Genomic DNA, 26237 nt, shown 5'->3' on the forward strand with positions numbered 1-26237 from the left:
GACGGATGATCCCCCAGCCAAGGCGCTGCGGGGACGCGGGATCCCTTTATCCGCTGCGTACCCCGGGTTCGCACTTCGGGAGACGTGGCAGGGCAGCGGTCGCGAAACCCTTCCATCGCGGTCGCCGATCAAAAAGGAAGGGGGGAGAGAACCATGTCCTGTAAATCCATCCTGCTGGCGTCAGCGGCTTTCGTCGGCCTAGCCGGCGCCGCTCACGCCCAAGACGCCGCGCCCGTGTCGTCCACAGTCGAAGAGATCATCGTCACCGGCACCAAACAGGCCCAGAACATCCAGAACGTGCCGTCGTCGGTGCTGGTGGTCACGGCCGCCAACCTGGAGCGCGGCAATGTCCGCGACTTCGACGACCTGCCGCGCGCGGCGCCATCGCTGACCATCTCCAAGACCACCCAGCCGGCCAACAACAGCATCAACATCCGCGGCATCGGCACCTACGCCTTCTCGATCGCCACGCAGCCCAGCGTCGCCGTGGTCATCGATGACGTGCCGCAGGCCTTCCAGGCCGCCGCCTTCGCCGCCCTGGTCGACGTCCAGCAGGTGGAAGTGCTGCGCGGCCCGCAGAGCACCCTGTTCGGCAAGGCCGCCTCGGCCGGCGTCGTCAACATCACCACCGAAGCGCCCAGCAAGGTCTTCACCGCCAAGGCCGACGCCCTGGTCACCGATGATCACGAGCGCCGCCTGCAGGCCAGCGTCTCGGGCCCGGTCAGCGATACGGTGGCCGTGCGGGTGGCCGCCAACTACAGCCACTATCGCGGCAACATCCTGAACCTGACGACCGGCAACTGGCAGAACGGCACCACCGACTACACGGTGCGGTCCAAGATCGCCTGGAGCCCGACCGACCGGTTCACCGCGACCCTGTCGCCTTACTACACCAAGACCGAAGGCACCTGCTGCGCGCCGGCCCAGTACTTCCTGAGCCCCGGCGTCACCTTCAGCCGCGCCAACCTGCCGGCCTCGACCATCCTGGCGGGCATCACGCCGGGCAAAAACAACCGCCTGACGCGCCTGGACCTCGATACCGAAGGCTTCGCCGAGGATTACGGCACGGGCTTGCGCCTGGTCTATGACCTGCCGAACGGCGGCTCGCTGATGTCGATCTCGTCCTACGACAAGTACCGCCTGGAGGACTTCAAGGACTCCGACTCCAGCGACTTCGACTTCAGCACCCTGACGGTTGGCGGCGTGAACTTCGCGACCGCGCCCAAGGGCGGGGTAGGGGACGGCGGCTCGTTCGACGTCAAGACCATCACCCAGGAACTGCGCCTGACGTCGCCCAACAGCGGCGCGTTCCGCTACGTGGCCGGCCTGTTCTACAGCAAGACCGACAGCACCCGGGACTACGTCCGGGGCTCCAACACCCACGGCAGCTTCAACGGCGTGATCTTCAACGGCCAGCAACAGCTGCCGACGACGAACTCGCTGGTCTATTCCAGCTACCTGACCAACTCGACGTCCAAGACCTATGCCGCCTTCGCGCAGGGCTCGTACGACATCACGCCCAAGCTCACCGTGATCGGCGGCTTGCGTTACCACCACGAGAAGCTCAGCTACGACTTCCTGGATCGCGACACCGGCGTGACCTACGGCAAGCCTGGCTGCTCGACCAACACGCCCACGCCGTCGCTGAAGATCTCGACCTGCGACAGCGACAGCGTCGTCACCGGCAAGGCCGCCGTGCAGTACCGGTTCACGCCGGGCTTCATGGTCTTCGCCAACGCCGCCAAGGGCTACAAGGGCCTGGCCTACGACCTGACCAGCATCCTGACCACGCGCACGCCGACCACCGCCGCCGGCTCGTGCTTTGGCCTGCCGGTCGCCGACTGCGTGGCCTCGCGCCAGCCGGTGCCGCCCGAGACCAGCAAGTCGTATGAGGCCGGCTTCAAGGGCGCGTTCTTCGATCGTCGCCTGACCTGGAACATGACGGCCTTCTTCGAGGACTATCGTCACTTCCAGGCCCAGAGCCGCGACCTGGATCTTGGCCAGAACATCCTGCAGAGCCTGGGCAAGGTGACGTCCAAGGGCGTCGAGACCGAGGTGGCGATCTATGCCGGCGGCCTGACCCTGAACGCTAACGGCAGCTACAACATCGCCCGCATGGACACGTTCCTGAACGCGCCCTGCTACGCGGCTCAAACTGCGGCGGAGGGCTGCGTCGGCGGTCGCCAGAACCTGTCGGGCAAAAACCTGCCCAACGCGCCCAAGTGGACCGGCACGCTGACGGGCCAGTACGACTGGCGCCTGAACGCCGAGTACGGCGCCTTCATCCAGGCCTCGTATCGCTGGCAGTCGGACGTCAGCTTCAGCCTGGTCCAAGACCCGGACGCGGTGCAGGAGGCCTACGGCATCTTCAATCTCGGCGCCGGTGTCCAGAAGGACAACTGGAAGCTCAGCGTCTTCGCCAACAACCTGTTCGACAAGAACTACGCCCTGACCAAGGGCCGCGATAACGCCTGGAACTTCAGCCGCACGGCGACCCCGGCCACCCTGGCGGTGAACTGGAAGCCGGGCCGCGACAGCGAGCGCTACTTCGGCGTCCGCGCTCAGGTGAAGTACTAGTCCATCTCGCGAGGGCGGCGTTCGCGTCGCCCTCGCTTTCGTTCGGAGCGTATCCATGAACCGACGCGACTTCTTCCTCGGGACGGCCCTGGCGCTGACGGCGTTCGGGGCCGCGACGGCGACCCCGATGGACATCGCGGCCATCGACCGGGCGCGGATCCTCAAGGCCGCCGACCGCTATCTCGCCGAGAAGCCGGTGACCATCACCGCCTTCGCCGCGCCGCGCAGTCCGGGCAGCCGGCAGGACTACTATTCCGAAGCCGACTACTGGTGGCCCGATCCGGCTAATCCGAACGGGCCGTACATCCGCAAGGACGGCTACTCCAACCCCGACAAGTTCACCGCCCACCGCGACGCGGTGATCCGGCTGGGCGTCCAGCTGCCGGCGCTGGCGGCGGCCTACAAGGTGACCAGGGACGCCCGCTACGCCGAGCATGCCGAGAAGCATCTCCAGGCCTGGTTTGTCGCGCCCGACACCCGGATGAACCCCAACCTGGAGCACGCCCAGGCGATCATCGGCGTCAACACGGGCCGGGGCATCGGCGTCATAGACACCCTGCATCTGGTCGAGGTCGCCCGCGCCGTCGGCGTGCTCAAGGCCGCGCGGCCCAAGGTCGGCGTCTACGCCCCGACCGTGGCCTGGTTCGACGCCTACCTGACCTGGATGAGCACCTCGGCCAACGGCGTCGACGAGCGCGACCAGAAGAACAACCACGGCACCTGCTGGGCGCTGCAAGCGGCCGCGTTCGCCAATCTGACCGGTCGCAAGGCCGAGCTGGACGTGGCGCGCGGCCGGATCAAGGCGCTGGTCCCAGGCCAGATCGCCGCTGACGGTTCACAGCCCTTGGAGTTGGTCCGCACCAAGCCCTACGGCTACTGCCTATTCAATCTGGATGTCCTAGCCGCCTGCGCTCACGTGATGTCGACGCCGACCGACAACCTCTGGACCTTCAAGGGCGCGCAGGGCGGCTCGATCGCCGACGCCCTGGCCTACATGGCCCCGTTCATCGCCGACAAGAAGACCTGGCCCAAACCGCCCGACGTCGAGGCCTGGGACGGCTGGCCCGTCCGCCAGCCCAGCCTGTTGTTCGGCGGCCTGGCCCTGAAGCGCCAGGACTATCTGGATCTCTGGCGTAAGCTTGACCCGGACCCGACGCAGGCCGAGATCATCCGCAACTACCCCCTCCGCCAACCGGTGCTCTGGATCGATGCGTAGACTGTTCCTGGCGGGCCTCGCCGCCTTGCTCGCTTCTTCGGCCCAGGCCGCCGACGTCAGGCGCGAGCCGTTCGGCGCGACCAAGATCGGCGTGCCGGTGGCGAAGACGATCCTGCGCAACGACTTAGGGATGACGGTCTCGGCCATCGACTACGGCGCGACCCTGACCATGGTCAGCGCCCCGGACCGGGCCGGCAAGTTCGAGAACGTGATCCTCAACCTGCCCAGCGTGGCCGCCTACGAGACGAGCGCGCGGCGCTGGGCCTCGGTGATCGGGCGTTATGCCGGGCGGATCACGGACGCGAAGATCACCGTCGACGGCAAGCCCTACGCCCTGCCGGCCGGCAACAACCACATGACCCTGCACGGCGGTCCGAACGGATACGACAAGCGGGTCTGGACCAGCCATGCGGTCAGCGACGCCCAGTCGGTGGGCGTGGCTTTCGAACTGCACAGCCCGGACGGCGACCAGGGTTTCCCCGGCGGGCTCGACATCACCGTGACCTATCGGCTGATGCGCAAGGCCAACGAGCTGCACATCGACTACGCCGCTAAGACCTCGGCCCCGACGGTGCTGAACCTGACCAACCACGGCTTCCTGAACCTGGCGGGGGCCGAAAGTGGCGACGTCCGCGACCAGACCATCTGGCTCGACGCCGACCGCTATGCCGAGGTCGACGCCCGCAAGGCCCCGTCGGGCAAGCTGCTGCCGGTCGAAGGCACGGTGCTGGACTTCCGCAAGGCCCGCCGCGAGGGCGAGGCGATGAAGCTGGACGATCCGCTGCTGTCGCCCTCCCAGGGCTTCGACCACAGCCTGGTCTTCCGTGCGGCCAAGCCCAGCCTACGCAAGGTCGCCTGGATGGAGGACCCCGTCAGCGGTCGCCGTGTCACCCTGCTGACTGATCAGCCCTCGGTGCAGATCAACAGCGGCAACGGCTTCGACGGGACCGAGAGGGGTCCTGGCGGCGCGACCTATCCGAAGTATGCCGGCTTTGCCTTCGAGACCCAGCACCTGCCCGACAGCCCCAACCAGCCGGCCTTCCCGTCGACCGAGCTGCGGCCGGGCAGGGTGTTCAAGTCGACCACCATCCTGAGGTTCTCGAAATAGCGCGCTCACAATACTGACTGTCGAGTAAGTCAATATTGACACGCGCGTCAGTGTGATGCGACGGTGAACGCTGTTCGCGGAATAGCGCCAAAAAGGCGCGGCCGGCGACAGGGAGGGAACCATGAAACGCATCGCCTACACGGCGTCGGCGCTGGCGCTGACCATTGCCGCGCCCGCCATCGCGCAAACCACTTCCAAGCCGAGCTCGGGCGCCGAGCAGGTCGACGAGATCGTCGTCACCGCCACCCGGCGCAGCGAGCGCCTGCAGGACGTGCCGCTCAGCGTCACCGCCTTTTCGCAGGCCGAGCTGACCAAGAAGGGCATCGTCAACTACGAGGGCATCGCCCGCGAGACGCCTGGCGTCGTGCTGAACCGCGCCAGCGACAACAATGTCCGCTTCACGGTCCGGGGCATCTCGACCAACGGCTGGGGCGCGGGCCTGCAGACCACGACGACCATCTATCTGGACGAACTGCCGCTCACCACGATCGGCAACACCGTGACCCTGGATCCCAACCTCTACGACGTCCAGCGGGTCGAGTTCCTGCGCGGGCCGCAGGGCACGCTGTTTGGCTCGGGTTCGCTGTCGGGCGCCCTGCGGGTGCTGACCAAGAGCCCGGACCTGACTGGCTATGATAGCTCGGCCCTGGCCGACATCGGCTACACCCCCGACAGCGAGGGCTGGCGCCAGCGCTACAACGCCATGGTCAACCTGCCGCTGATCAAGGACGAGCTGGCCCTGCGGGTGGTCGGCTTCTACCGGGACGAGGACGGCTACGTCGACAACCTGGGCACCGGGGTCAAGAATTCCAACAAGCTGAAGAACTGGGGCGGGCGCGGCATCCTGCTGTGGAAGCCCAACGATCGGCTCAGCGTCCGCCTGCTGGCGTCCTACGAGGACAGCAATCCCAAGGACTCGGCGCTGACCTCGCCGAACCTGGGCGATCTTAAGCGCTACAGCACCGTTCCCGACCAATATACGTCCAAGACCCAGGTCTATAACGGCACGGTCGAGTACCAGTTCGACGGCGCGCGCCTGACCAGTTCCTCGACCTATTCGGTGGCCGACAGCCTGTTCAATGTCGACTTGGCCGGCACCTTCGCCCTGGCCGTGCCGTTCTATCTGTTCGACAGCTTCACCTCGAAGACCTTCGTCCAGGAGACGCGCCTGGCCTCGGACGGCGGCGGCAAGTTCGACTGGGTGGCGGGCGGCTTCTATCTGCACCGCGACACCGACCTGAACGGCGAGAACCGCTCCAATGCCGCCTTCCTGACGGCGCGCAAGCTGACCGGCCTGCCGGGCGCCACCTTCTCGAAGTTCGGCAGCGACACCCGCACCTACGAACTGGCCGGTTTCGGCGAGCTGACCTACCACCTCAGCGACAAGCTCTCGGCCAGCGGCGGCGTGCGCTACGGCAAGTACGGCGGCGAGGTCGACACCTATGCCGGCTTCAACTCGGCCTATTTCACCTATGCGCTGCTGAACCTGTCCGGGCCGCTGGTCCTGACGCCCAATGCTCCGGCGACGACCAAGTACCCGTCGGCCTCGAAGGCGTCGTGGAAGGCCAGCCTGACCTACAAGCCGTCGCGGGATCTCACGACCTACGCCACGGTCTCCACCGGCTATCGCACGCCCGTCTACAACGCCCGCGCCGGCAGCGTCAGCACGGTGACACCCAGTGACCTGATCATTCCGGCGGGCGCGGGCTCGGATAACCTGACCAACTACGAGGTCGGTCTGAAGGGCCGCTTCCTGGACGGCCGGCTGACCGCGGCCCTGGCGGCCTACTATATCGACTGGAAGAACATCCAGGTGCAGGCCAACCGCCAGTCGGACTCCATCCAGTTCGCCACCAATGTCGGCCGCGCCGCCTCCAAGGGCCTCGAGGCCGAGGTCAGCTTCACGCCGGCCAAGGGCGTGCTGCTGGGCGTCAACGGTTCGCTGAACGACGCCAAGGTCACCGAGTTGAGCACCTCGGAGGCGACCATCTCCGGCGCGGTCGACGGTTCGCGCCTGGCCTCGCCGCATGTGCAGGGCTCGTTCTTCGGGACCTTCAGCTATGACCTGCAAAGCGGGGCCCAAGGCTTCACCAGCTTCCAGGTCCAGCACGTGGGTTCGTTCCCGAACGGCTTCCCCAACACGCCGGGCAAGGCCGGGACCCAGAGCCCGCTCTACGGTTTCACCGACCGCTACACCTATGTGAACCTGCAGACCGGCGCCCGGTTCGGCAGGACCACGGTGACGGTCTATGGCGAGAACCTCGGCAACAGCCGGGCCACGACCTACATCCATCCGGAAGCCTTCGTGTACAGCCGCTTCGCCGTGCTGCGGCCGCGCACCTTCGGCGTTCGCGTGGGCTACAACCTGTGAGCCGGCTCTGGGCCTGCCTGACCCTGGCCGTCGCCGTCCTGGCGGCAGCGGCGGTGCGGGCGGAGGAAGGGCGGGTCCAGGTCCGCCAAGGCGCGCTGCAAGGCGTCTCGGAGGCAGGGGTCTCTGCTTACAAGGGCATTCCGTACGCCCAGCCGCCGGTCGGCCCGCTGCGTTGGCGGGCGCCGGTCCCGGCTGAGGGCTGGACGGGCGTGCGAGACGCCAAGGCCTTCGGCCCTGCATGTCTCCAACCGCCGCAAGCGCCGAACGGGCTCTATTCCGGCGGCCTGGCGCCGATGTCCGAGGACTGCCTGACCCTGAACGTCTGGGCGCCGGCCGGGGCCAAAAAGCTGCCCGTGATGGTCTGGATCCACGGCGGTGCGCTGCTGGGCGGGGGCAGTTCCGAGCCGCTCTATGACGGCGCCAAGCTGGCCAGGCAGGGCATCGTCTTTGTGTCGATCAACTACCGCCTGGGCTTGCTCGGCTACTTCGCCCATCCGGCGCTCAGCGCGGAGTCGCCCCAGAAGCTGTCGGGCAACTACGGCCTGCTCGACCAGATCGAGGCGTTGCGCTGGGTGCGCGACAACATCGCGGCGTTTGGGGGCGACCCAGCACAGGTGACGATCGCGGGTGAGTCCGCTGGCGGTCTGTCCGTCATCGCCCTGATGACCAGTCCGCAGGCGAAGGGGCTGTTCCAGCGGGCCATTGTCCAGAGCGGCTACATGCCGGCTTACCGCGCCCTGCACGAACCGACCCTGGGCCTGCCCTCGGCCGAGGCCGGCGGCGAGGCGCTGGGCGCGGCGGCCGGGGCCAAGACCGCCGAACAGCTGCGGGCCACCGATCTGGTCACCCTGTTCAAGGCGGGCCTGGCGACCGGCTGGCAGCCAGAACCGGTGATCGACGGCGTGACGCTGCCGCGTCAGCTGGTCGACACCTTCGCGCGCGGCGAGCAGGCCAAGGCCGACGTCCTGGCCGGCTTCAATGAAGGCGAGATCCGTTCGCTGCTGTTCCTGATGCCGCCCGCGCCGGCGACGTCCGAGGCCTATGTGGCGGACGTGAAGGCGCGTTTCGGCGCCAAAGCGAAGACCTATCTCGTCGTCTATCCGGGCGCGGCCCCCAAGGCCGATGTCATGGCCTCGATCCGCGACGGGCTCTACGGCTTCGCGGCTCAGTATCTGGTGCGTCAGCAGGCGGCGGCCGGGCAGGGCGGCTATCTCTACTATTTCCGCCACAGCACCCTAGCCCAGAAGGCCCGCGATCTGGCGGCCTTCCATGCGAGTGAAATCCCGTACGTCTTCGGCCAGGTCGGCGAGGGCGCTGCGCTTGGCCCGAACTGGCCGCGCCCGCCGCTGACCGCAGAAGAGACGGCGCTGTCGGACGCCATGCTGAACTACTGGGTCTCGTTCGTCCGAACCGGCACGCCGACCGCGCCGGGCGAGACGGCGTGGCCGCGCTTCACAGCCAAGGAGCGCGGCTACCTCGACATCGACGACCGGCCCATGGCCGCGCGCGACCTGCAGCCGGCCGCCTATGGCTGGGCCGACGCCCTGGTCGCCGAACGGCGCGCGAAGGGGCAGGCGTGGCGGCTCGACATCGGCTTCTCGGCCTTCCCGCCGCAGGGTCACGTTGACGACCTCGGCACGAAGCGGCAACCAGAGGCTCGATGAGCACCGACCAGACCCAAGAGGCCAAGGCGCCCCGCCACAAGGCCCGCGCCCGCGAACAGTCGATCGAGCGGATCCTGGACGCCGCCGAGCAGCTGTTCGCCGAGTTCGGCTATCACGGCGTCACGCTGAAGGACGTCGCCGCGCGCATCGGGGTCAGCTCGACGCTGATCCACTACCACTTCAACGGCAAGGAGAGCCTGTTCGAGGCGGTGTGGGCGCGGCGGGCCCCGGTCTCGGCGCAGAATCGTCTCGACGCGATGCGGCGCTATGCCGAGGAGGTCGGCGACAAGGTCACGGTCGAGGGCGCGCTGCATGCCTGGATCGACACCGACCTGAATGTCCAGATCCACGACACCGAGCAGTGGCTGGCCTTTGGCCAGATCAGCGCCCAGGCCAACAGCGCCGCCGGCTGGGGCGCCGAGAAGATGGGCAAGTACTTCAACCCCGTCGTCCTGGCCCTGATCGACCTGCTGAAGAAGGCCATGCCCGACTGCGACGAGGCGACGATCTTCTGGGGTTACCACTTCGTCTCGGGGGCGATGACCCACAACATGGCCCGCACGGGCCGGCTGGATCAGCTGTCTCATGGCCTGTGCTCGTCCAACGATTTTGAGTCCATCCGCCAACACATGGCGACCTTCATGGCCGCGGGCTTCAAGGCGATCTGCCAATGCCCGCCGGCGGAGACCGCGAAATGACCAAGACCCTGGGCGGCCTGTTCGACCTCGCCGGTCGCGTGGCGATCGTCACCGGCGGCTCGCGCGGGCTGGGGCTGCAGATCGCCTCGGCCCTGGGCGAGTACGGCGCCTCGTTGGCGCTGGTGGCTCGCAAGCAGGCCGAGCTGGACGCCGCTGTCGCCGAGCTGGCGGGGAAGGGGATCCAGGCCGAAGGCTTCGCCGCCGACCTTGGCGCGCCCGACGCCGCCACGGCCCTGACCGAGCGGGTCCTGGCCCGCTACGGCCGCATCGATATCCTCGTCAACAACGCCGGCACGGTCTGGGGCGCGCCGGCCGAGGACTATCCGATCGAGGGCTGGAACAAGGTCATCGACCTGAACGTCACGGGCCTGTTCCTGCTGACCCAGGCGGTGGCGCGCGAGGCCTTCCTGAAGCAGGGCAAGGGCGCGGTGGTCAATGTGGCCTCAATTGAGGGGCTGATGGGCCACCATCCCGACCAGCTGGGCACGATCGCCTACAACACCGCCAAGGGCGCGGTGGTGAACATGACCCGGGCCTTGGCCGCCGAGTGGGGCCCGCGCAACATCCGGGTCAACGCCGTGGCGCCGGGCTACTTCCCGTCGAAGATGACGACCGCGACCATCGGCGAGCATGGCGAGCGGATGCTGCGCGACACGCCGCTGGGCAAGCTGGGCGGCGAGACCGACCTGATGGGGCCGGCCTTGCTGTTGGCCTCGGACGCCGGCGGCCACATGACCGGTCAGATCCTGGTGGTCGACGGCGGCGCGACGATTATTTGAGCGCTTTCCGCTGGCGATTACGGTCCAGGGTCAGGGCGACCAGGGTCGCGATGGAGCCCGAGGCCAGGTAGAGGCCGATGGCCGGCAGGCCCCAGACCGAGGCCAGGCCCAGGGCGGCCAGCGGCGCGAAGCCCGCGCCGATCAGCCACGACAGGTCCGAGGTCAGGGCCGCGCCGGTGTAGCGATAACGCTTGGAGAAGCGCGAGCTGACCGTGCCGGCGGCCTGGCCAAACGACAGGCCCAGGATCGCGAAGCCAACGACCACATAGATCGTCTGGCCGACCGAGCCGCCGTCCAGCAGGCGCGGGGCCAGCAGGCTGAAGCCGCCGATCAGCAGGGCCGACAGGGCCAGCTGGTTCTGGCGGTTGATGCGGTCGGCGATCCAGCCCGAGGCCAGGATGCCCAGCACGCCGACCACGGCGCCGACCAGCTCGATGCGCAGGAAGGTCAGGGCCTGAGCGTCATCATGCAGCGCCACCCACGACAGCGGGAAGACGGTGACCAGGTGGAACATGGCGAAGGTGGCCAGCGGCGCGAACATGCCGATCAGCACATTGCCGCCCTCGGCCCGCAGCAGCGAGGCGATCGGGGAGGGGCGCAGTTCGCGCTTCTCGAACAGCGCGCCGTATTCCTCGGTGGCGACGATGCGCAGGCGGGCGAAGAGGGCCACGACATTGATGGCGAAGGCCGCGAAGAACGGATAGCGCCAGCCCCAGTCCAGGAAGTCGGCCGAACCCAGGCTGGCGACGAAATAGGCGAACAGGCCGCTGGCCAGCATGAAGCCGAACGGCGCGCCCAGCTGCGGGATCATCGCGTACCAGCCGCGCTTGTTCTCGGGCGCGTTCAGGGCTAGCAGCGAGGACAGGCCATCCCAGGCGCCGGCGAGCGCCAGGCCTTGGCCGATACGGAAGGCCGCCAGGGCCCAGATAGCCAGCGGGCCGGCGACGGCGTAGCCCGGCAGGAAGCTGATGGCCGCCGTCGAACCGCCCAGCAGGAACAGGGCGACCGTCAGCTTGGCCCCGCGACCGAAGCGCCGGTCGATCATGCCGAAGATCACCGAGCCGATCGGCCGGGCGATGAACGCCAGGGCGAAGATCGCGAAGGCGTACATGACGCCGGTCAGGCGATCGACGAACGGGAAGAACAACTGCGGGAACACCAGCACCGAGGCGATGGCGTAGACGAAGAAATCGAAGAATTCCGAGGTTCGGCCGATGACCACGCCCAGGGCGATCTCGCCCGATCGGACGCCGTGGGAATCGGCATGCATCCGCCGCGCGTCGCGCTCCAGGCCGGATGAGGTGGGTACTGTGAACTCTTGAGCCATGAACTGACGCGCCTATTCCTCGTTTCCGTCCCAGTTTCCAAATGTCGCGCCGCCTTTTTGGCGGTCTGGAGGCGAGCATGGGGCCAAGGGACGCGATCTGGCAAACGCCTTTGCGGCGCTTCCGCTCCGAGCGTGACCGGGGCCTAGGACAAACGGTCCAATGTCGCAGTGCAGCAGACTGCCCTATCGGCCGCGCTATGCGTCCGAAACTCCTTCCGTCGCCCCGTGTTTTGGCCAAGTTGGCCCTGTTGCCCGCGCTCCTGGCGCTGGGCGGCTGCGACTGGGTGGTGATGAACCCGTCCGGCGATATCGCCATGCAGCAACGCGACCTGATCATCGTCGCCACCGTGCTGATGCTGGTGATCATCGTGCCGGTGATCGCCCTGACCCTGTTCTTCGCCTGGAAGTACCGGCGCTCGAACGAGGACGCGCCCTACGATCCCGACTGGCACCACTCCACGCGCCTGGAGATCGTGATCTGGGCCGCGCCGCTGGTGATCATCACCATCCTGGGCGCGGTGACCTGGACCAGCACCCACCTGCTGGACCCGTACCGCCCGCTGGACCGCCTGGCGCCCGGGCGCAGCGCCGAGAACGTCAAGCCGCTGAAGGTCCAGGTCGTGGCCCTCGATTGGAAGTGGCTGTTCATCTATCCCGAACTGGGCGTCGCCACGGTCAACGAGCTGGCCGCGCCGGTCGACACGCCGATCGACTTTCAGCTGACCAGCTCGTCGGTGATGAACTCGTTCTACGTGCCCGCCCTGGCCGGCCAGATCTACGCCATGCCCGGCATGACCACCCAGCTGCATGCGGTGATCAACAAGCCCGGAACCTTTGACGGCTTCTCGGCCAATTTCAGCGGCGAGGGCTTCTCGCACATGCGCTTCAAGTTCCACGGCATGAGCCGGGCGGACTTCGAGCGCTGGGCCGCCGACGTCCGCAAGGGCGACCAGCGCCTGGACGGTCCGCGCTACCTCGTCCTGGAAAAGCCCAGCCAGAAGGCCCCGGTGCAGAAGTTCGCCTCGGTCGATGCCGGCCTGTTCGACAAGGCCGTCAACCGCTGCGTCGAGCCTGGCAAGATGTGCCAGCACGACATGATGCGCATCGACGCCAACGGCGGCCTCGGTATGGCCGGCGTCTACAACGTCACCACCCTCGAATACGACAAGCGCGTGCGGCGCGGCCAGGAGGGCGGCCTGCGAGCCTTCGTCGCCGCGCTCTGCGCCCCAAAGTCCGCCGAAGCGCGCTGATTGAAAGTCTAGAGAGCCATGTCCCCGGACCTCGTCAAATTCATCTTCGGCCGTCTCACCTGGGACGCCATTCCGCTGCACGAGCCGATCCTGCTCGTGACCTTCGCCATGGTGGCTCTGGGCGGTCTCGCCGTCCTGGGCCTGCTGACCCGCTACAAGCTGTGGGGCTACCTGTGGCGTGAGTGGCTGACCAGCGTCGATCACAAGAAGATCGGCATCATGTACATCATCCTGGCGATCATCATGCTGCTGCGTGGTTTCGCCGACGCCCTGATGATGCGGGCCCAGCAGGCCATGGCCTTCGGGGCCAACGAAGGCTACCTGCCGTCGCACCACTACGACCAGATCTTCACCGCCCACGGCGTGATCATGATCTTCTTCGTGGCCATGCCGCTGGTCACCGGCCTGATGAACCTGGCCGTGCCGCTGCAGATCGGCGCGCGCGACGTGGCCTTTCCGTTCCTGAACAATTTCAGCTTCTGGATGACGGTGGGCGGCGCGGTGACGGTGATGCTGTCGCTGTTCGTCGGCGAGTTCGCCCGCACCGGCTGGTTGGCCTATCCGCCGCTGTCGAACCTGGCCTACAGTCCGGATGTCGGGGTCGACTACTACATATGGGCGCTGCAGATAGCCGGGGTAGGGACAACCCTCTCAGGTATCAACCTGGTCGTGACCATCATCAAGATGCGCGCGCCGGGCATGAGCCTGATGAAGATGCCGGTCTTCACCTGGACCTCGCTGTGCACCAACGTCCTGATCGTGGCGACCTTCCCGATCCTGACCGCCACCCTGGCCCTGCTGACCGCCGACCGCTACCTGTATACGAACTTCTTCACGAACGACTTCGGGGGCAACCCGATGATGTACGTGAACCTGATCTGGATCTGGGGGCACCCCGAGGTCTACATCCTGATCCTGCCGGCCTTCGGCGTGTTCTCCGAAGTGGTCTCGACCTTCTGCGGCAAGCGCCTGTTCGGTTACAGCTCGATGGTCTACGCGACCGTCGTCATCACCATCCTGTCGTACCTGGTGTGGCTGCACCACTTCTTCACGATGGGCTCGGGGGCGAGCGTGAACTCGTTCTTCGGGATCACGACGATGATCATCTCGATCCCGACCGGGGCCAAGATCTTCAACTGGCTGTTCACGATGTACCGCGGCCGCATCCGGTTCGAGGTGCCGATGCTGTGGACGCTGGGCTTCATGGTCACCTTCGTGATCGGCGGCATGACCGGCGTGCTGCTGGCCGTTCCGCCCGCCGACTTCGTCCTGCACAACAGCCTGTTCCTGATCGCCCACTTCCACAACGTGATCATCGGCGGCGTGGTGTTCGGCATGTTCGCCGGCATCACCTACTGGTTCCCCAAGGCCTTCGGCTTCAAGCTGGATCCGTTCTGGGGCAAGGTCTCGTTCTGGTGCTGGCTGGTCGGCTTCTGGGTCGCCTTCACGCCGCTGTACGTGCTGGGCCTGATGGGGGTGACGCGCCGCGTCAGCCACTTCGAGGATCCGAGCCTGCAGATCTGGTTCGTGATCGCCGCCCTGGGCGCGGTGATCATCCTGGGCGGCATCCTGGCCTTCATCATCCAGATCGTCGTCAGCATCCGCAACCGCGAGGCCCTGCGCGACGAGACCGGCGACCCTTGGGGCGGCCGGACGCTGGAGTGGTCGACCTCGTCGCCGCCGCCCGCCTACAACTTCGCCTTCACGCCGGTGGTCCACCAGCTGGACGCCTGGTGGGACATGAAGGCGCGTGGCTATGAGCGCCCGACGACCGGCTACATCCCGATCCACATGCCGGCCAACACTGGCGCGGGCGTGATCCTGGCCGGGATCAGCACGGTGCTGGGCTTTGCGCTCATCTGGCACATCTGGTGGCTGGCGGCGCTGTCGTTCGTGGCCCTGATCGTCACGGCGATCGCCCACACCTTCAACTTCAAGCGCGACTACTACATCCCGGCCGAGGAGGTCGTCCGCGTCGAGGATGCGCGCACCGAAGCCCTGCGGAGCTTGACCTGACCATGGCCTCTCATGCCCTGACGGAAGCGGACAAGAACCGCTTCCACATGACCGAGGAGCACCATCCGGAGAACGGAACCCTACTGGGGTTCTGGATCTACCTGATGAGCGACTGCCTGATCTTCGCGGTGCTGTTCGCCACCTACGCCGTGCTGGGCCGCAACTACGCGGCCGGGCCGTCGGGCGCGGACCTGTTCGACCTGCCGCTGGTGGCGGTGAACACGGGCCTCTTGCTGTTCTCGTCGATCACCTACGGCTTTGCGATGCTGTCGGCCCAGGCCGACCGCAAGACGCCGACCCTGGTCTGGCTGGCGATCACCGGCCTGTTCGGCGCGGGCTTCCTGTCGCTGGAGCTCTACGAGTTCGCCCACCTTATCCACGAGGGCGCAGGGCCGCAGCGCAGCGCCTTCCTGTCGTCGTTCTTCACGCTCGTGGGCACCCACGGCCTGCACGTGACGTTCGGCATCATCTGGCTGGTCACCCTGATGGTCCAGGTCGGCCAGCGCGGCCTCGACGAGGCCATGAAGCGCCGCCTGATGTGCCTGTCGATGTTCTGGCACTTCCTGGACGTGATCTGGATCGGCGTCTTCTCGTTCGTCTACCTACTGGGATCGCTGAAATGACCGCCGCTGGCCACGACACGCACCACGCCCCCGGCGCCCACGAAGGGCACGGACACGACGCCGGCCACGGCTCGCTGAAGGACTACGTCATCGGCTTCGTGCTGGCGGTAATCCTGACGGCGATCCCGTTCTGGCTGGTCATGGGCCACGTCCTGCCGACCCCGCAGATGACCGCCGTGGCGGTGATGGGGCTGGCGGTGATCCAGGTGCTGGTCCACATGATCTACTTCCTGCACATGAACTCGCGTTCGGAAGGCGGATGGACCCTGCTGGCCCTGATGTTCACCCTGATCCTGGTGGTGATCACGCTGAGCGGCTCGCTGTGGGTGATGCACAACCTCAACACCCACATGATGCCGCTCGACGCGCACGACATGAAGCAGATGCCGTGACGACGGGAAGGCGCGCACGATCGATCGCCCTGATCGGGCTGTGCGCCGCCTTCACCGTGGTTTTCGGGCTGCTCGGCGCCTGGCAGGTTCAGCGCAGGGCCTGGAAGCTGGACCTGATCGCCAAGGTCGAGCACCGGATTCACGCAGAGCCCGTTGCCGCGCCAGCGGGCTGGTCGAGCGATGACGTCTATCGCCGTGTCCGCGTCTCCGGCGTCTTCGATCATGGCTATGAGACCCTGGTCCAGGCCGTCACCGAGAAGGGACCCGGCTTCTGGGTCCTCACGCCCCTGAAGACCGATCGCGGCTTCACCTTGCTGGTCAATCGCGGCTTCGTGCCGGCCGAGCACAAGGGCGCCGCTTCACATCCCGCTGGCCCCGTCGTGGTGGTCGGCTTGATGCGGGCGACCGAGCCTCATGGCGGCTTCCTGCGAGCGAACCAGCCGGGGCAGGGGCGGTGGTACTCCCGCGACGTCCAGGCCATCGCCGCCGCGCACAAGCTCACCAACGTCGCGCCGTACTTCGTGGACGCCGACGCCACGCCCAATCCCGGCGGCTGGCCCCTAGGGGGTCTTACGGTCGTGCGTTTCCCCAACAGCCATCTTATTTACGCCCTGACCTGGTTCGGCCTGGCCCTGCTGACGAGCGGCGCTGGCCTGTATGTCGCGAGCGACGCGCGGCGGAACCCCGAAGGAGACGTATGAGCCCGACCGCCAGCATCCTGTTCTCCGGCGTGGCGGGCTGGCTTTCGGGCGCGCGGGCGGCGGACAACGCCAGCGGTCCGGCCGACGCCATTGCTCGTCAGAACATGCTGCAGCTGATCCACCTGCGCTGGATCGCGGTGCTGGGCCAGGTGGTCACCATCCTGGCGGTGCATTTCAGCCTGGGCTTCCGCCTGCCGCTGGCCGCCATGATGCTGGTGCTGGCGGCGTTGGTGGCGCTGAACCTGTTCAGCCTCGCGCGTCTGAAGCGGACGACGGCGTTGGGCCGCTACGATCTCTTCCTGGCCCTGGCGCTGGACGCCCTGGCCCTGACCGTCCAGCTCTATCTGAGCGGCGGAGCGACCAATCCGTTCACGACCCTCTACCTGCTGCACGTGATCCTGGGCGCTGTGCTGCTGGAGGCCTGGGCGACCTGGGCGATCGTGGCCCTGACCAGCTTCTGCTTCGTCATGCTGGTGGCCTTCAACCGGCCGATCGTGGCCACGGGCCTCAGCGACCAGACCTTTTTCGATCTGTTCCTGATGGGCATGCTGGTCGGCATCGTGCTGGACGCGGTGCTGCTGGTGACCTTCGTCGATCGCATCAACGCCAACCTGCGCCGCCACGACGCCCGCCTGGCCGAGCTGCGCCAGCGGGCCGCCGAGGAGACCCACATCGTCCGCATGGGCCTCTTGGCCTCCGGCGCCGCGCACGAGCTGGGCACGCCGCTGGCGACGCTGGACGTGATCCTGGGCGACTGGCGGCGCATGCCGATCTTCGCCAGCCAGCCCGACCTGGCCCAGGAGCTGGAGGACATGCGCGGCGAGGTCCAACGCTGCAAGACCATCGTCACCGGCGTCCTGCAATCGGCCGGCGAGGCGCGCGGCGGCGAGGTGCGGGCCAGCACCCTGCGAGCCTTCATGGACGAGGTCGTGGCCGATTGGCGCGCCACCCGCAACGGCGAGGCCCTGGTCTACGAGACCGACCTGATCGCCCCGACCCCGATCGTCGCGGAATCGACCTTGAAGCAGGTGATCCACAACGTCCTCGACAACGCCTTGGACGCCTCCACCGGCGCGGTGCGGCTGTGGGCGGGCGTGCGCGAAGACCGGCTGCTGATCGAGGTCGAGGACGACGGCCCTGGCTTCACCGCCGAGACGCTGGAGAACTTCGGCAAGCCCTACAACTCGACCAAGGGCCGGGCCGGCGGGGGCTTGGGTCTCTTCCTGGTGGTCAACGTCCTGCGCAAGCTGGGCGGCCGCGCTGGCGCCGAGAACCTGCCCGAGGGCGGGGCGCGCGTCGTTTTGGACCTGCCGCTGTCGTCCCTGGAGATCAGCCGTGCCGACTGACCGCAAGCTGATCATCATCGAGGACGACGAGAAGTTCGCCGCGACGCTGAAGCGCTCGTTCGAACGGCGGGACTACGAGGTCGTCCACGCCCGCGGCCTGGACGAGGCGATGGCGGCGCTGGAGACCTTCACGCCGCGCTATGCCGTGGTCGACCTGAAGCTGGCCGGCGAGTCTGGTCTGGCCTGCGTCCGAGCCCTGGCCGAGCGGGATCCGGCCATGCTGATCGTGGTGCTGACGGGCTTCGCCAGCATCGCCACGGCCGTCGAGGCCATCAAGCTGGGCGCCCGCCACTATCTGGCCAAGCCCTCCAACACCGACGACATCGAGGCGGCGTTCCACAAGGGCGAAGGCGATGTCGACGCCGCCATCGGCGAGCGGGCGACGTCGATCAAGAACCTGGAGTGGGAGCGGATCCACCAGACCCTGGTCGAGACCGACTTCAACATCTCCGAGACCGCCCGGCGGCTGGGCATGCACCGCCGGACCCTGGCGCGGAAGCTGGAGAAGCGCCGGATTACCTGACCTTGGGCAGGGCGGTGATCGGCTCCAGCACGATGTCGCGGAAGAAGGTCTCGGCGCCTTCCGATTGCAGCTGGATCGCGCCGTGAGTCAGGGGCTGGCCGCCGGCCTTCAGGTCGCGGACCTCCAGCACCGGCACGCCGTTGACCACATGCACGGCCCGGTCGCCCAGCACGTAGAGGTCCAGGGTGTTCCACTCGCCGGCGGGCTTCTCGGCGTCGCTATAGGCCTCGACATTCCAGTCAGCCGTGCCGCCCTTGGCGGTGACGGCGCGGCCGGTGGGGGCATAGCGCAGGTTCGGCTTGATCAGGGCCGGATCGTCGACGGCGTTGGTGACGACCGAGATCGCCTCGCCCACGGGCACGACCATGCCGATCGAGCCGGTCATGATCTCGAACTCGACCGCCTGGCTCCAGGTGCCCCAGACCACGCCGGGCGCGCCGTGCGAATGGTAGAGCAGGCCGTTGTTGGGCGCCTGGGTCTCGCGCGGCGCCCAGCGGCCCTTGCCCCACTTGTACTGCAGGCGCAGGTGGTAGTCCTTGAAGTCGCCCTTGTGGACCAGGCTGCCCCAGATCTTGCCGTTGACGTAGAGGGCGGGGCGACCGTCCTCCTGCACCACCTTGAAGATCTCGGCGCTCTGGGCTGTGGCGCCGATCGGGGCCACGGGCGGGTGCTTGTAGGTGAGGGCGGGGTCGGCATAGCCCAGCCAGGCGTCCCAGTCCTTCAGGTCCTTGCCGTTGAACAGCGACACCGTCGGACCGGTGGCCTTCGGGATATCGGTCAGAGTCAGCGGCGCGGCGAGGGCGGGCGCGGCGGTGGCCAGCGCCAGGGTGAAGGCCAGGGTCTTGAGCATGCGTCCTCGCACTCGAGTTTCGAGCGCACCCTAGCTGGCAGCGCTGTCACGGCAAGGCTCGCGTGGTCGTAGACCTAGATTGCGTTGGCCCTGGCGATCCGGCCCAGGTGCAGGGCGCTGGGACGCGGCGTGCGCTTGAAGGTCTGGCGGTCGACTGCGACCAGGCCGAACGGCACGCCGTAGCCGGAGGTCCACTCGAAATTGTCCAGTAGCGACCAGTAGAGATAGCTGTGCACCGGGATGCCGTCGTCGATGCACTGCCGCACGCCGGCCAGGGCCTGGTCGATGAAGGCGATCCGGCGCGTATCGTCCGTCACGGCCACGCCGCTCTCGGTGACATAGACGGGCTTGCCGATCGCCCGGTGCGCCCAGCGGATCGTGTTGGCCAGGGCCTGTGGATAGAACTCGTAGCCCGACAGCGTAAGCTCCGCGCCGGGCGGCGGGGTTTTCACGCCGTGCGCGTCGACCACGAACCGGGTGTAGGTCTGGACCCCGAAGAAGTCGGCATGGCTGCGCGCGACCTCGACCCAGTCGCCATAGAGTTTGCGCTGATAGAGTTCGACCAGGGCCGGGTCGTCCGACTGGATGTCCTGCGTCGTCAGGGTGATGCCGACGGGCAGGGACGGGCGCGCTTGCTTGATGGCGTCGTAGGTCTGGCGGTGGGCTTCGATCATGATCGGCGTGACGATCGCCGGATCGGCATAGGCCAGGCGCGAGAAGCGCGGCGAGTCCGTGGCCTTGGCGGCGGCGGCGATGGCCGCCTTGACCACCGGGACCACGGCCTGGATCCCCGGCATCAGGTCGACGAGCAGCCGGATATTGGCCTCGTTGAACGTGGTCGCCATGTGCATCAGCGGCCCCAGGCGCTCGACCACCTTGCGGCAGAAGCGGGCGAACAGGGCCGGCGCGTCGGCGACCTCGAAGCCGCCGCGCTGGGCGAACCACAGCGGCGTGGTGAAGTGGTTCAGGGTGACGATGGGCTTAAGGCCCCGCGCGCGACAGGCCTCCAGCACGCGAGCGTAATGGTCCAGCTCGGCATTGGAGAAGAAGCCTTCGCTGGGCTCGATCCGCGCCCACTCCACGCCCAGGCGGTAGGTGTTGAAGCCCAGGCCGGCGGCCAGGGCGAAGTCCTCGCCGTAGCGGTGATAGCTGTCGACGGCGTCGCCCGAGCGCTCCTTGAACATGGAGGGCTTGAGGTTCTCCATCAGCCAGGCGTCGCTGTTGGTATTGCCGCCTTCGCTCTGGTGGGCCGAGATCGCCGTGCCCCACAGGAAGTCCTTGGGCAGGGCGCGCTTGGGTTTGGCGACAGCCGGCGACGCCAGGGCCGCGGCGGCTCCGGCGATGAGAAGGTCGCGTCGGATCATATTGGTTCTCAAAGAAAAATGGCGGGCGACACGAGGCCGCCCGCCAGGCGCGAGGTAGACCTTAGAACGCTTTCTTGACGCCGATCTCGAAGGTCCGGCCCAGCGGATTGCCGGTCCATGGATCGTAGCCGAACTCCTCCTGGGCCGGCGGCGGATCGCGGTCGAAGATATTGGCCACGGTTGCGGTCAGGGCCATGTCGTCGCCCAACTGGATCCGGTAGGTGAAGTCGGTGGTGATCCACTTCTCACCATCCTCGCCGTACTGCACGCCCGCCCGCTCATCCTTGACCGCCGAGACGAAGTTGACGCCCAGGCGGAAGTTCTGGCGACCCAGCCCGTAGTTGACGCCTAGGTTGGCGCGCCACTTCGGAGCCGCTTGGGCGAAGGTGGCGAAGTTCAGTGTCCCCAGGCGATCATCGCCGGTCGAGATGGTCACGCCGTCCAAGGTGGTCGGGCCGGTGCGCAGCTCGGTCACGCGGGTGGCGTTGACGTTGATGTCCAGGTCGCCCGGGCCCAGCGGCAGGCCGTACTTGGCCTGGATGTCGAAGCCCTTGGTCGTCTGGCCGGGGCCGTTGCCGTAACGGGTCGAGACGGCCGAGAAGGTGCCGACACCGCTCATGCCCACCGTGCAGCCGTTGTTGAAGCTGATGCGGGCCAGCAGCGGCTGCTTGGTCGCGTCGCAGGTGGTGATCGTGCCGCCGGCGCCGTTGAACACCAGGCTGGCGATCTGGTTCGGGTCGGCGACCTGGCCGATCTGGTCCTTCGTACGGATGTCGAAATAGTCGACGATCAGGCGGAAGTCGTGGCCGTCGGCTAGGCCCCGGCTCTGCCAGATCGCGCCGATATTGCCGGTCTTGGCGGTCTCGGGCTTGAGGTCGGCGTCGGTGATGAACTGCGCCGCCAGCCAGTTGCTGGCCGCCACGGTGTAGGTGCGCGCGGCCACCGTGATGGCGCCCGGCGTCACGCCCAGCGGCGGGGTCTGGTAGTTGGTGCCGTACGAGGCGCGGAAGGTCAGCGGACCCCAGACGTTCCACTTGCCCGACACCTTGTAGACCGTCGCGCCCAGGTCGTTGGAGAACTTCTCCCTGCGGGCCGCCAGCTGGATGTCGACGTTCGAGAACAGCGGCACCTGCAGCTCGCCAAACAGCGAGTACTGGCTCTGCTCGGCCTGGCTGGGCAGGGTCGGGGCGAACAGCACGAACGGCCCCGGCGCGTCGGGTGTGCAGCCCCGGAAGTTCGGGCTGGTGGTCGGCGTCGGGGTGGGGTTGAGATTGCCCGAGCCCGGACCGTTGGCGCTGGTGGTGTTGCTGGGCCACTCGCACTGGATCGAGCCGTTGTTGAACGCGCTGGGCACGTTCACGCGGTTGGCCAGCGAGCGGTATTGCGCGCCCAGGGCCCAGCCGATCTCGCCGCCGGGCAGCTTGATGCCCGACTGGCCGTTGAACACCAGGTCGGCGGTGAAGTTGTGGCTGAGGGTCTCGACCGCGCGCGGGTCGAACATCCACAGGGCCAGGTCCTCGGGGTTCTCCTTGCCCGCGACATAGTTGGGATTGGCCAGGCCTCGGACCGGCTGGCCCTTGAACGAAGACGAGAAGGGGTTCCAGTACTGGCAGCCGTTCTTGCCGGCGGCGGCCGCGTTCTGGGTGCCAAAGCGGCTGGGATCCAGGTCCACGGCTTGGCACTTGGGACCGCCGAAGCCGTTCAGGGCTTCCTGTAGGCGATAGCCGATCGTGTCGGCGTGGGTGTTGTAGTTGTAGGCGTCGTTATAGGTCAGGGCGAAGTCGTAGCCGACCTTCTTGGCGAACGGGGCGAGATCGCCCAGGTCGCCCGTCAGCCCGGCCGAGACGCGCCAGACCTTGTTGTCGATGCGGTCGGCCACGCCGAAGCCGTCGCCGCCCGAGTAGTACGGGTTCCCGCCGTGACCGAAGAGGCGGTAGGTGATCGGGGTGAAGCCCGAGGCGCCGACGATGCCGTTCTTGGCCGCGAACTCGGCCGCGAACGGGTTGGTGATCGGCACGTAGAACTGATTGACCGCGCCCGTGGTCAGGGCCGGGCCACGCGACACCGGCTGGGCCGGCGAGCCCATCACCTGGGGCAGGTTCACCCGGCCGTACGACGCGTCCATGTGGAACTTCATCGTGTCGGTGATGTCGGCCTTCAGCTGGGCGTACAGGCGGTAGGTGTCCTGGTTCTCTACCAGGCGGTAGTAGGGGATGTAGTTGTAGGCGCAGGTGAAGGCGTTGTCGTAACGACCGCCGACGGCCGCGCAGCTGGCCGGCGTGAAGTCCGAGACGATGCCGCCCAGGTTCGCGCCCCACTCGCCGACGTCGGTGGCGGTGGGCGTGGCGGGCAGGGGACCGCGCGGCTGCCAGCCGGTCAGGTTGGTCAGGGTCGACCAGGGCGCGGGGTTATAGCCGGTCACCGGGTTCAGCGAGGCCTCGGTGAACTTGCGCTCCAGGGTGTTCAGGCGCGAGCGATGTTCGTACTCGGCCGAGACCAGCAGGTTGACGCGGTCCGCGCCGATGCCGCCCATCACGCCGACCGAATAGTCGCCCTTCGAGCCCTTGATGTGCTTGTACTGGCCTTGCGCCTCCAGGCCGACGAACTTGTCGCGGGTGATGAAGTTGACCACGCCGCCGGTGGCGTCGGCGCCATAGATCACCGCCGCGCCATCCTTCAGCACCTCGGTGCGGGCCAGGGCGATCGACGGGACGTTGGCGGTGTTCTGGTTCATCCGCCGGCCGTTCAGCAGGACCAGCGTCTTGTCGGCCCCCAGGCCGCGCAGATTGTAGTTCACCGAGCCGACCAGGGCCGGGCCGCCGAAATAGTAGCTCTCGCCGGTCGTCGGGCCCGAGATCGTCAGGCTCTTGGCGAACTCCAGCGCCGTCGGTGAGCCCTGCTTCTCCAGCTCCGCTTGCGAATACACCTCGACGGGGAGGGCGGCGTCCAGCGCCGAGCCCCGGATGTTGGAGCCGGTGACGACGATCTCTTCGACTTGGGTCGATTGATCCTGAGACCAGGCAGGCGCGCCGAAGCCCGCGATCCCGATGAGCAGCGCGACGCCCGACGCGCCGGATAGCCCGATTTTCATGTGGCGAACCCTCCCGTTGAATGAGTCTCTTAACGCTCATTCTCACAAGAGTGAGTGTTGTAGCATCGCCTTTACGGCGTCAATGATCATTGTTCGACCAGATGGTCGTAGGCCCGGGATGGGGTGGTTGCCGCTATGGGAACGATTGACACGAGCGCGCCGCACCCCGACTACGCGACGTATCGAAGGACCCAGGAGGACGGCTTGGCGGGAGCGACGGCGGAGCAGGGCAGGGCGCGGCGGACCAAGGCCGAGCAGCGCGCCCAGAGCCTGGAGCAGATCCTGGACGCGGCCGAGTACCTGTTCTCGCAGAACGGCCTCTATGGCGTGACCCTGCGCGACGTCGCCGTGCGGGTCGGTATCCACACCACGCTGCTGAACTACTATTTCAAGGACAAGACCAACCTGTTCGAGGCCGTGTTCGCGCGGCGCGCGGGGGTCACGTCCGGTCGACGGATGATCGCCCTGGAGCAGTACGAGCTGGCGGCGGGCGACAAGCCGACCGTCGAGGGCGCGTTGCACGCCTTCCTCGACACCGACCTCGACCTCTACTGGGAGGGCGGCGAGCACTGGATGAACTATGCGGCCTTCTGCGCGCGGGTCAGCAACACGCCCGAGGGCGCGGCGCTGATGGACGAGCACTTCGACCCGGTGGTCCTGAAGCTGGTCGGCATCCTCAAGCGCGCCCTGCCGGACTATGCCGACGAGGAGATCTTCTGGGGCTACCACTTCGTGTCGGGCGCCCTGATGAACACCCTGGCGCGGACGGGCCGGATCGACCGCCTGTCCAGCGGCCTGTGCCATTCGGACGACTTCCCGGCGATCAAGAAGCGGATCGCCCGCTTCATGGCCGCCGGGTTCATCGCCCTGAAGGTCTAGGCTCTCTCGGCCTTACGGAAGATCCGGGCCAGCCACAGGAAGAGGCCGATCGCCAGCACGTAGAATGGCGTCAGCGTGTACAGCGCCATCTGCAGTGAGTTGTGCGGATGACTGGCTTTGAAGAAGTCGCTGGCCGCGCCGACATAGGTCGGGCCAAGGCCCAGGCCGATGAAGTTCATGACCAGCAGCAGCAGGGCGCCGGACATCACCCGCTGCTCAGGCCGCACCTCTTCCTGGACCAGCGCCACCGCCGACGACAGGTAGAAGTAGTTCAGGAAGGTCGGGCCAATCAGGAAGGCCAGGGCCAGCGGCCAGGTCGGGGCCCAGACGAAGCCCAGATAGAACGGGATCGCCAGGGTCAGCGAGATCACCGGGGCCAGGGCGTAGACCGTCTTGGACTTGCGGGCGTAGCGGTCGATGACCCGGCCCGAGATATAAATGCCGGCGCTCATGCCGATGCCGACGACCAGGGCGTACCAGACGGCGACTTCGCTGAGGGTCATGCCCTTCTCGCGCATCAGGAACAGGGTGGTGAAGTTGCCCAGGCCGTAGGTCACGAACTGGGTCGCGCCGCTGCCCAGCGAGGCCAGCACCAGGGTCGGGCGCGAGAAGAACATCCGCAGCGTCGACCAGAAGCCGGCCTTCTCGAGCTTGAGGCCCGCGCCGTCCAGGCCGCCGCGCTTGGGCTCCTTGACCATCATGGGCAGGATGGCCGCGGCGATCAGGCCGACGACGCCCAGGATGATGAAGGCGTAGCGCCAGTTGAAGGCCGCCGCGATCGCCGCGCCGAAGGCGATGCCCAGCGCCGCGCCCACGGGCGGACCCAGGTTATAGATGCCCAGCGCCGTGCCGCGTCGGCCCGGTGGGAAGTAGTCGGTGATGATCGCGTAGGATGGCGGCACGCCGCCGGCCTCGCCGAAGCCGACGGTCATCCGCGCGAAGGCGAACTCGCCATAGCTGCGCGACAGGCCGCAGGCCACGGTCGCCGCGCTCCAGATCCCGCAGGCCAGGGACAGCACCGCCACGCGGTTGGTGCGGTCGGCCAGCCAGCCCACCGGAATGGCGATGAAGCAGTAGAACATCGCGAAATAGAGCCCGCCGATCAGCCCCAGCTGGCTGTCGGAGACATGCAGCGTGTCCTGGATCGGCTTGGCCAGGATCGACATCAGCTGCCGGTCCAGGAAGTTCAGGACGTAGACGAACCACAGCATGCCCAGCACCAGCCAGGCGCGGCGATCGGGAGTTGGGTGAGTTTGGTCTGGGCGCGCGGATAGAGCCGCGGCGCCATCGCGCTCGAGGTCGTTCAAGGTTTCCTCCCAGCTGCCCGTTCTCGAGCTTTGCTTGATGTGAGGATGACCTCAATCTCGATCGTTCGTCAATATTCACACGCGTGTGAGTGAGTGTTGACAGCGGCGCGGATCGCCGCCACCGTGACCCCACAACGTCGACGCAAACGATCGAC

At 67.2% G+C, this 26237-nt stretch carries 20 protein-coding genes; 15 read left to right on the top strand and 5 right to left on the bottom strand.

Features of this window, described 5'->3' with window-relative positions; genetic code table 11:
• The first annotated feature begins 153 nt into the window (after positions 1–153).
• The 7 genes from AC07NF_RS02305 to AC07NF_RS02335 all read left to right on the top strand — a co-directional run bounded on the left by AC07NF_RS02305 (position 154) and on the right by AC07NF_RS02335 (position 10413).
• Positions 154–2577 (top strand): TonB-dependent receptor, encoded by a 2424-nt coding sequence (locus tag AC07NF_RS02305; RefSeq protein WP_494631442.1) that lies wholly within the window; start codon positions 154–156, stop codon positions 2575–2577.
• 55 nt (positions 2578–2632) lie between these two features.
• Positions 2633–3793, top strand: coding sequence for an alginate lyase family protein (locus AC07NF_RS02310; RefSeq protein ID WP_494631440.1), 1161 nt, complete (start codon positions 2633–2635; stop codon positions 3791–3793).
• A complete protein-coding gene (locus tag AC07NF_RS02315; protein ID WP_494631438.1) occupies positions 3786–4901 on the top strand; it encodes an aldose epimerase family protein in 1116 nt (371 codons plus the stop codon). The genes AC07NF_RS02310 and AC07NF_RS02315 overlap by 8 nt, the downstream gene beginning before the upstream one ends.
• Positions 4902–5022: 121 nt before the next feature.
• The gene (locus AC07NF_RS02320; protein ID WP_494631435.1) at positions 5023–7272 is read left to right on the top strand and encodes a TonB-dependent receptor; all 2250 of its coding nucleotides are present in this window, start codon (positions 5023–5025) and stop codon (positions 7270–7272) included.
• Positions 7269–8936: a carboxylesterase/lipase family protein gene (locus AC07NF_RS02325; protein ID WP_494631431.1), complete on the top strand. Its 1668-nt coding sequence runs from the start codon at positions 7269–7271 to the stop codon at positions 8934–8936. Before AC07NF_RS02320 ends, AC07NF_RS02325 begins: the two co-directional genes overlap by 4 nt.
• Positions 8933–9634, top strand: coding sequence for a TetR/AcrR family transcriptional regulator (locus AC07NF_RS02330; RefSeq protein ID WP_492811180.1), 702 nt, complete (start codon positions 8933–8935; stop codon positions 9632–9634). The genes AC07NF_RS02325 and AC07NF_RS02330 overlap by 4 nt, the downstream gene beginning before the upstream one ends.
• Complete coding sequence (locus AC07NF_RS02335; RefSeq protein WP_494631422.1) at positions 9631–10413, top strand: SDR family oxidoreductase; 783 nt, start codon at positions 9631–9633, stop codon at positions 10411–10413. Before AC07NF_RS02330 ends, AC07NF_RS02335 begins: the two co-directional genes overlap by 4 nt.
• Here AC07NF_RS02335 and AC07NF_RS02340 read toward each other — a convergent pair.
• Entirely contained in the window at positions 10406–11740 is a 1335-nt protein-coding gene (locus AC07NF_RS02340; RefSeq protein ID WP_494631419.1) for an MFS transporter, read from the bottom strand. The genes AC07NF_RS02335 and AC07NF_RS02340 overlap by 8 nt on opposite strands.
• A gap of 197 nt (positions 11741–11937) precedes the next feature.
• Between AC07NF_RS02340 and cyoA the strand changes: the two genes are divergently transcribed.
• Genes cyoA through AC07NF_RS02375 form a run of 7 tightly spaced genes read left to right on the top strand, consistent with a single transcriptional unit; the run spans position 11938 to position 18591 of the window.
• Positions 11938–12990, top strand: a complete 1053-nt coding sequence (gene cyoA, locus AC07NF_RS02345; protein WP_494631417.1) for a ubiquinol oxidase subunit II — start codon at positions 11938–11940, stop codon at positions 12988–12990.
• An 18-nt stretch (positions 12991–13008) separates the two neighbouring features.
• Positions 13009–15006, top strand: a complete 1998-nt coding sequence (gene cyoB / locus AC07NF_RS02350) for a cytochrome o ubiquinol oxidase subunit I (RefSeq protein ID WP_494631415.1) — start codon at positions 13009–13011, stop codon at positions 15004–15006.
• Between the two features lie 2 nt (positions 15007–15008).
• Positions 15009–15629, top strand: a complete 621-nt coding sequence (gene cyoC / locus AC07NF_RS02355; RefSeq protein ID WP_494631410.1) for a cytochrome o ubiquinol oxidase subunit III — start codon at positions 15009–15011, stop codon at positions 15627–15629.
• Complete coding sequence (gene cyoD / locus AC07NF_RS02360; protein WP_492926581.1) at positions 15626–16021, top strand: cytochrome o ubiquinol oxidase subunit IV; 396 nt, start codon at positions 15626–15628, stop codon at positions 16019–16021. Before cyoC ends, cyoD begins: the two co-directional genes overlap by 4 nt.
• Positions 16018–16722: an SURF1 family protein gene (locus tag AC07NF_RS02365; protein WP_494631407.1), complete on the top strand. Its 705-nt coding sequence runs from the start codon at positions 16018–16020 to the stop codon at positions 16720–16722. The genes cyoD and AC07NF_RS02365 overlap by 4 nt, the downstream gene beginning before the upstream one ends.
• Positions 16719–18068: an ATP-binding protein gene (locus tag AC07NF_RS02370; RefSeq protein ID WP_494631404.1), complete on the top strand. Its 1350-nt coding sequence runs from the start codon at positions 16719–16721 to the stop codon at positions 18066–18068. The genes AC07NF_RS02365 and AC07NF_RS02370 overlap by 4 nt, the downstream gene beginning before the upstream one ends.
• Positions 18058–18591: a response regulator transcription factor gene (locus AC07NF_RS02375; protein WP_494631400.1), complete on the top strand. Its 534-nt coding sequence runs from the start codon at positions 18058–18060 to the stop codon at positions 18589–18591. Before AC07NF_RS02370 ends, AC07NF_RS02375 begins: the two co-directional genes overlap by 11 nt.
• Here AC07NF_RS02375 and AC07NF_RS02380 read toward each other — a convergent pair.
• From AC07NF_RS02380 to AC07NF_RS02390, 3 genes are all read right to left on the bottom strand, one after another.
• Positions 18584–19441, bottom strand: a complete 858-nt coding sequence (locus AC07NF_RS02380) for a 3-keto-disaccharide hydrolase (protein ID WP_494631398.1) — start codon at positions 19439–19441, stop codon at positions 18584–18586. The genes AC07NF_RS02375 and AC07NF_RS02380 overlap by 8 nt on opposite strands.
• Before the next feature lie 74 nt (positions 19442–19515).
• The gene (locus tag AC07NF_RS02385; protein ID WP_494631396.1) at positions 19516–20805 is read right to left on the bottom strand and encodes a glycoside hydrolase family 1 protein; all 1290 of its coding nucleotides are present in this window, start codon (positions 20803–20805) and stop codon (positions 19516–19518) included.
• A gap of 61 nt (positions 20806–20866) precedes the next feature.
• A complete protein-coding gene (locus AC07NF_RS02390; RefSeq protein WP_494631394.1) occupies positions 20867–23896 on the bottom strand; it encodes a TonB-dependent receptor domain-containing protein in 3030 nt (1009 codons plus the stop codon).
• Positions 23897–24100: 204 nt separating this feature from the next.
• On the opposite strand from AC07NF_RS02390, the gene AC07NF_RS02395 reads away from it, so the two are divergent.
• Complete coding sequence (locus AC07NF_RS02395; RefSeq protein WP_494631392.1) at positions 24101–24775, top strand: TetR/AcrR family transcriptional regulator; 675 nt, start codon at positions 24101–24103, stop codon at positions 24773–24775.
• On the opposite strand, the gene AC07NF_RS02400 is transcribed toward AC07NF_RS02395, so the two are convergent.
• Positions 24772–26082, bottom strand: coding sequence for a spinster family MFS transporter (locus tag AC07NF_RS02400; protein ID WP_494631390.1), 1311 nt, complete (start codon positions 26080–26082; stop codon positions 24772–24774). The two genes, AC07NF_RS02395 and AC07NF_RS02400, sit on opposite strands and share 4 nt — an antisense overlap.
• Positions 26083–26237: the final 155 nt, after the last annotated feature.

The sequence above is a fragment of the Caulobacter sp. GW821-FHT10A06 genome, from assembly GCF_059415805.1.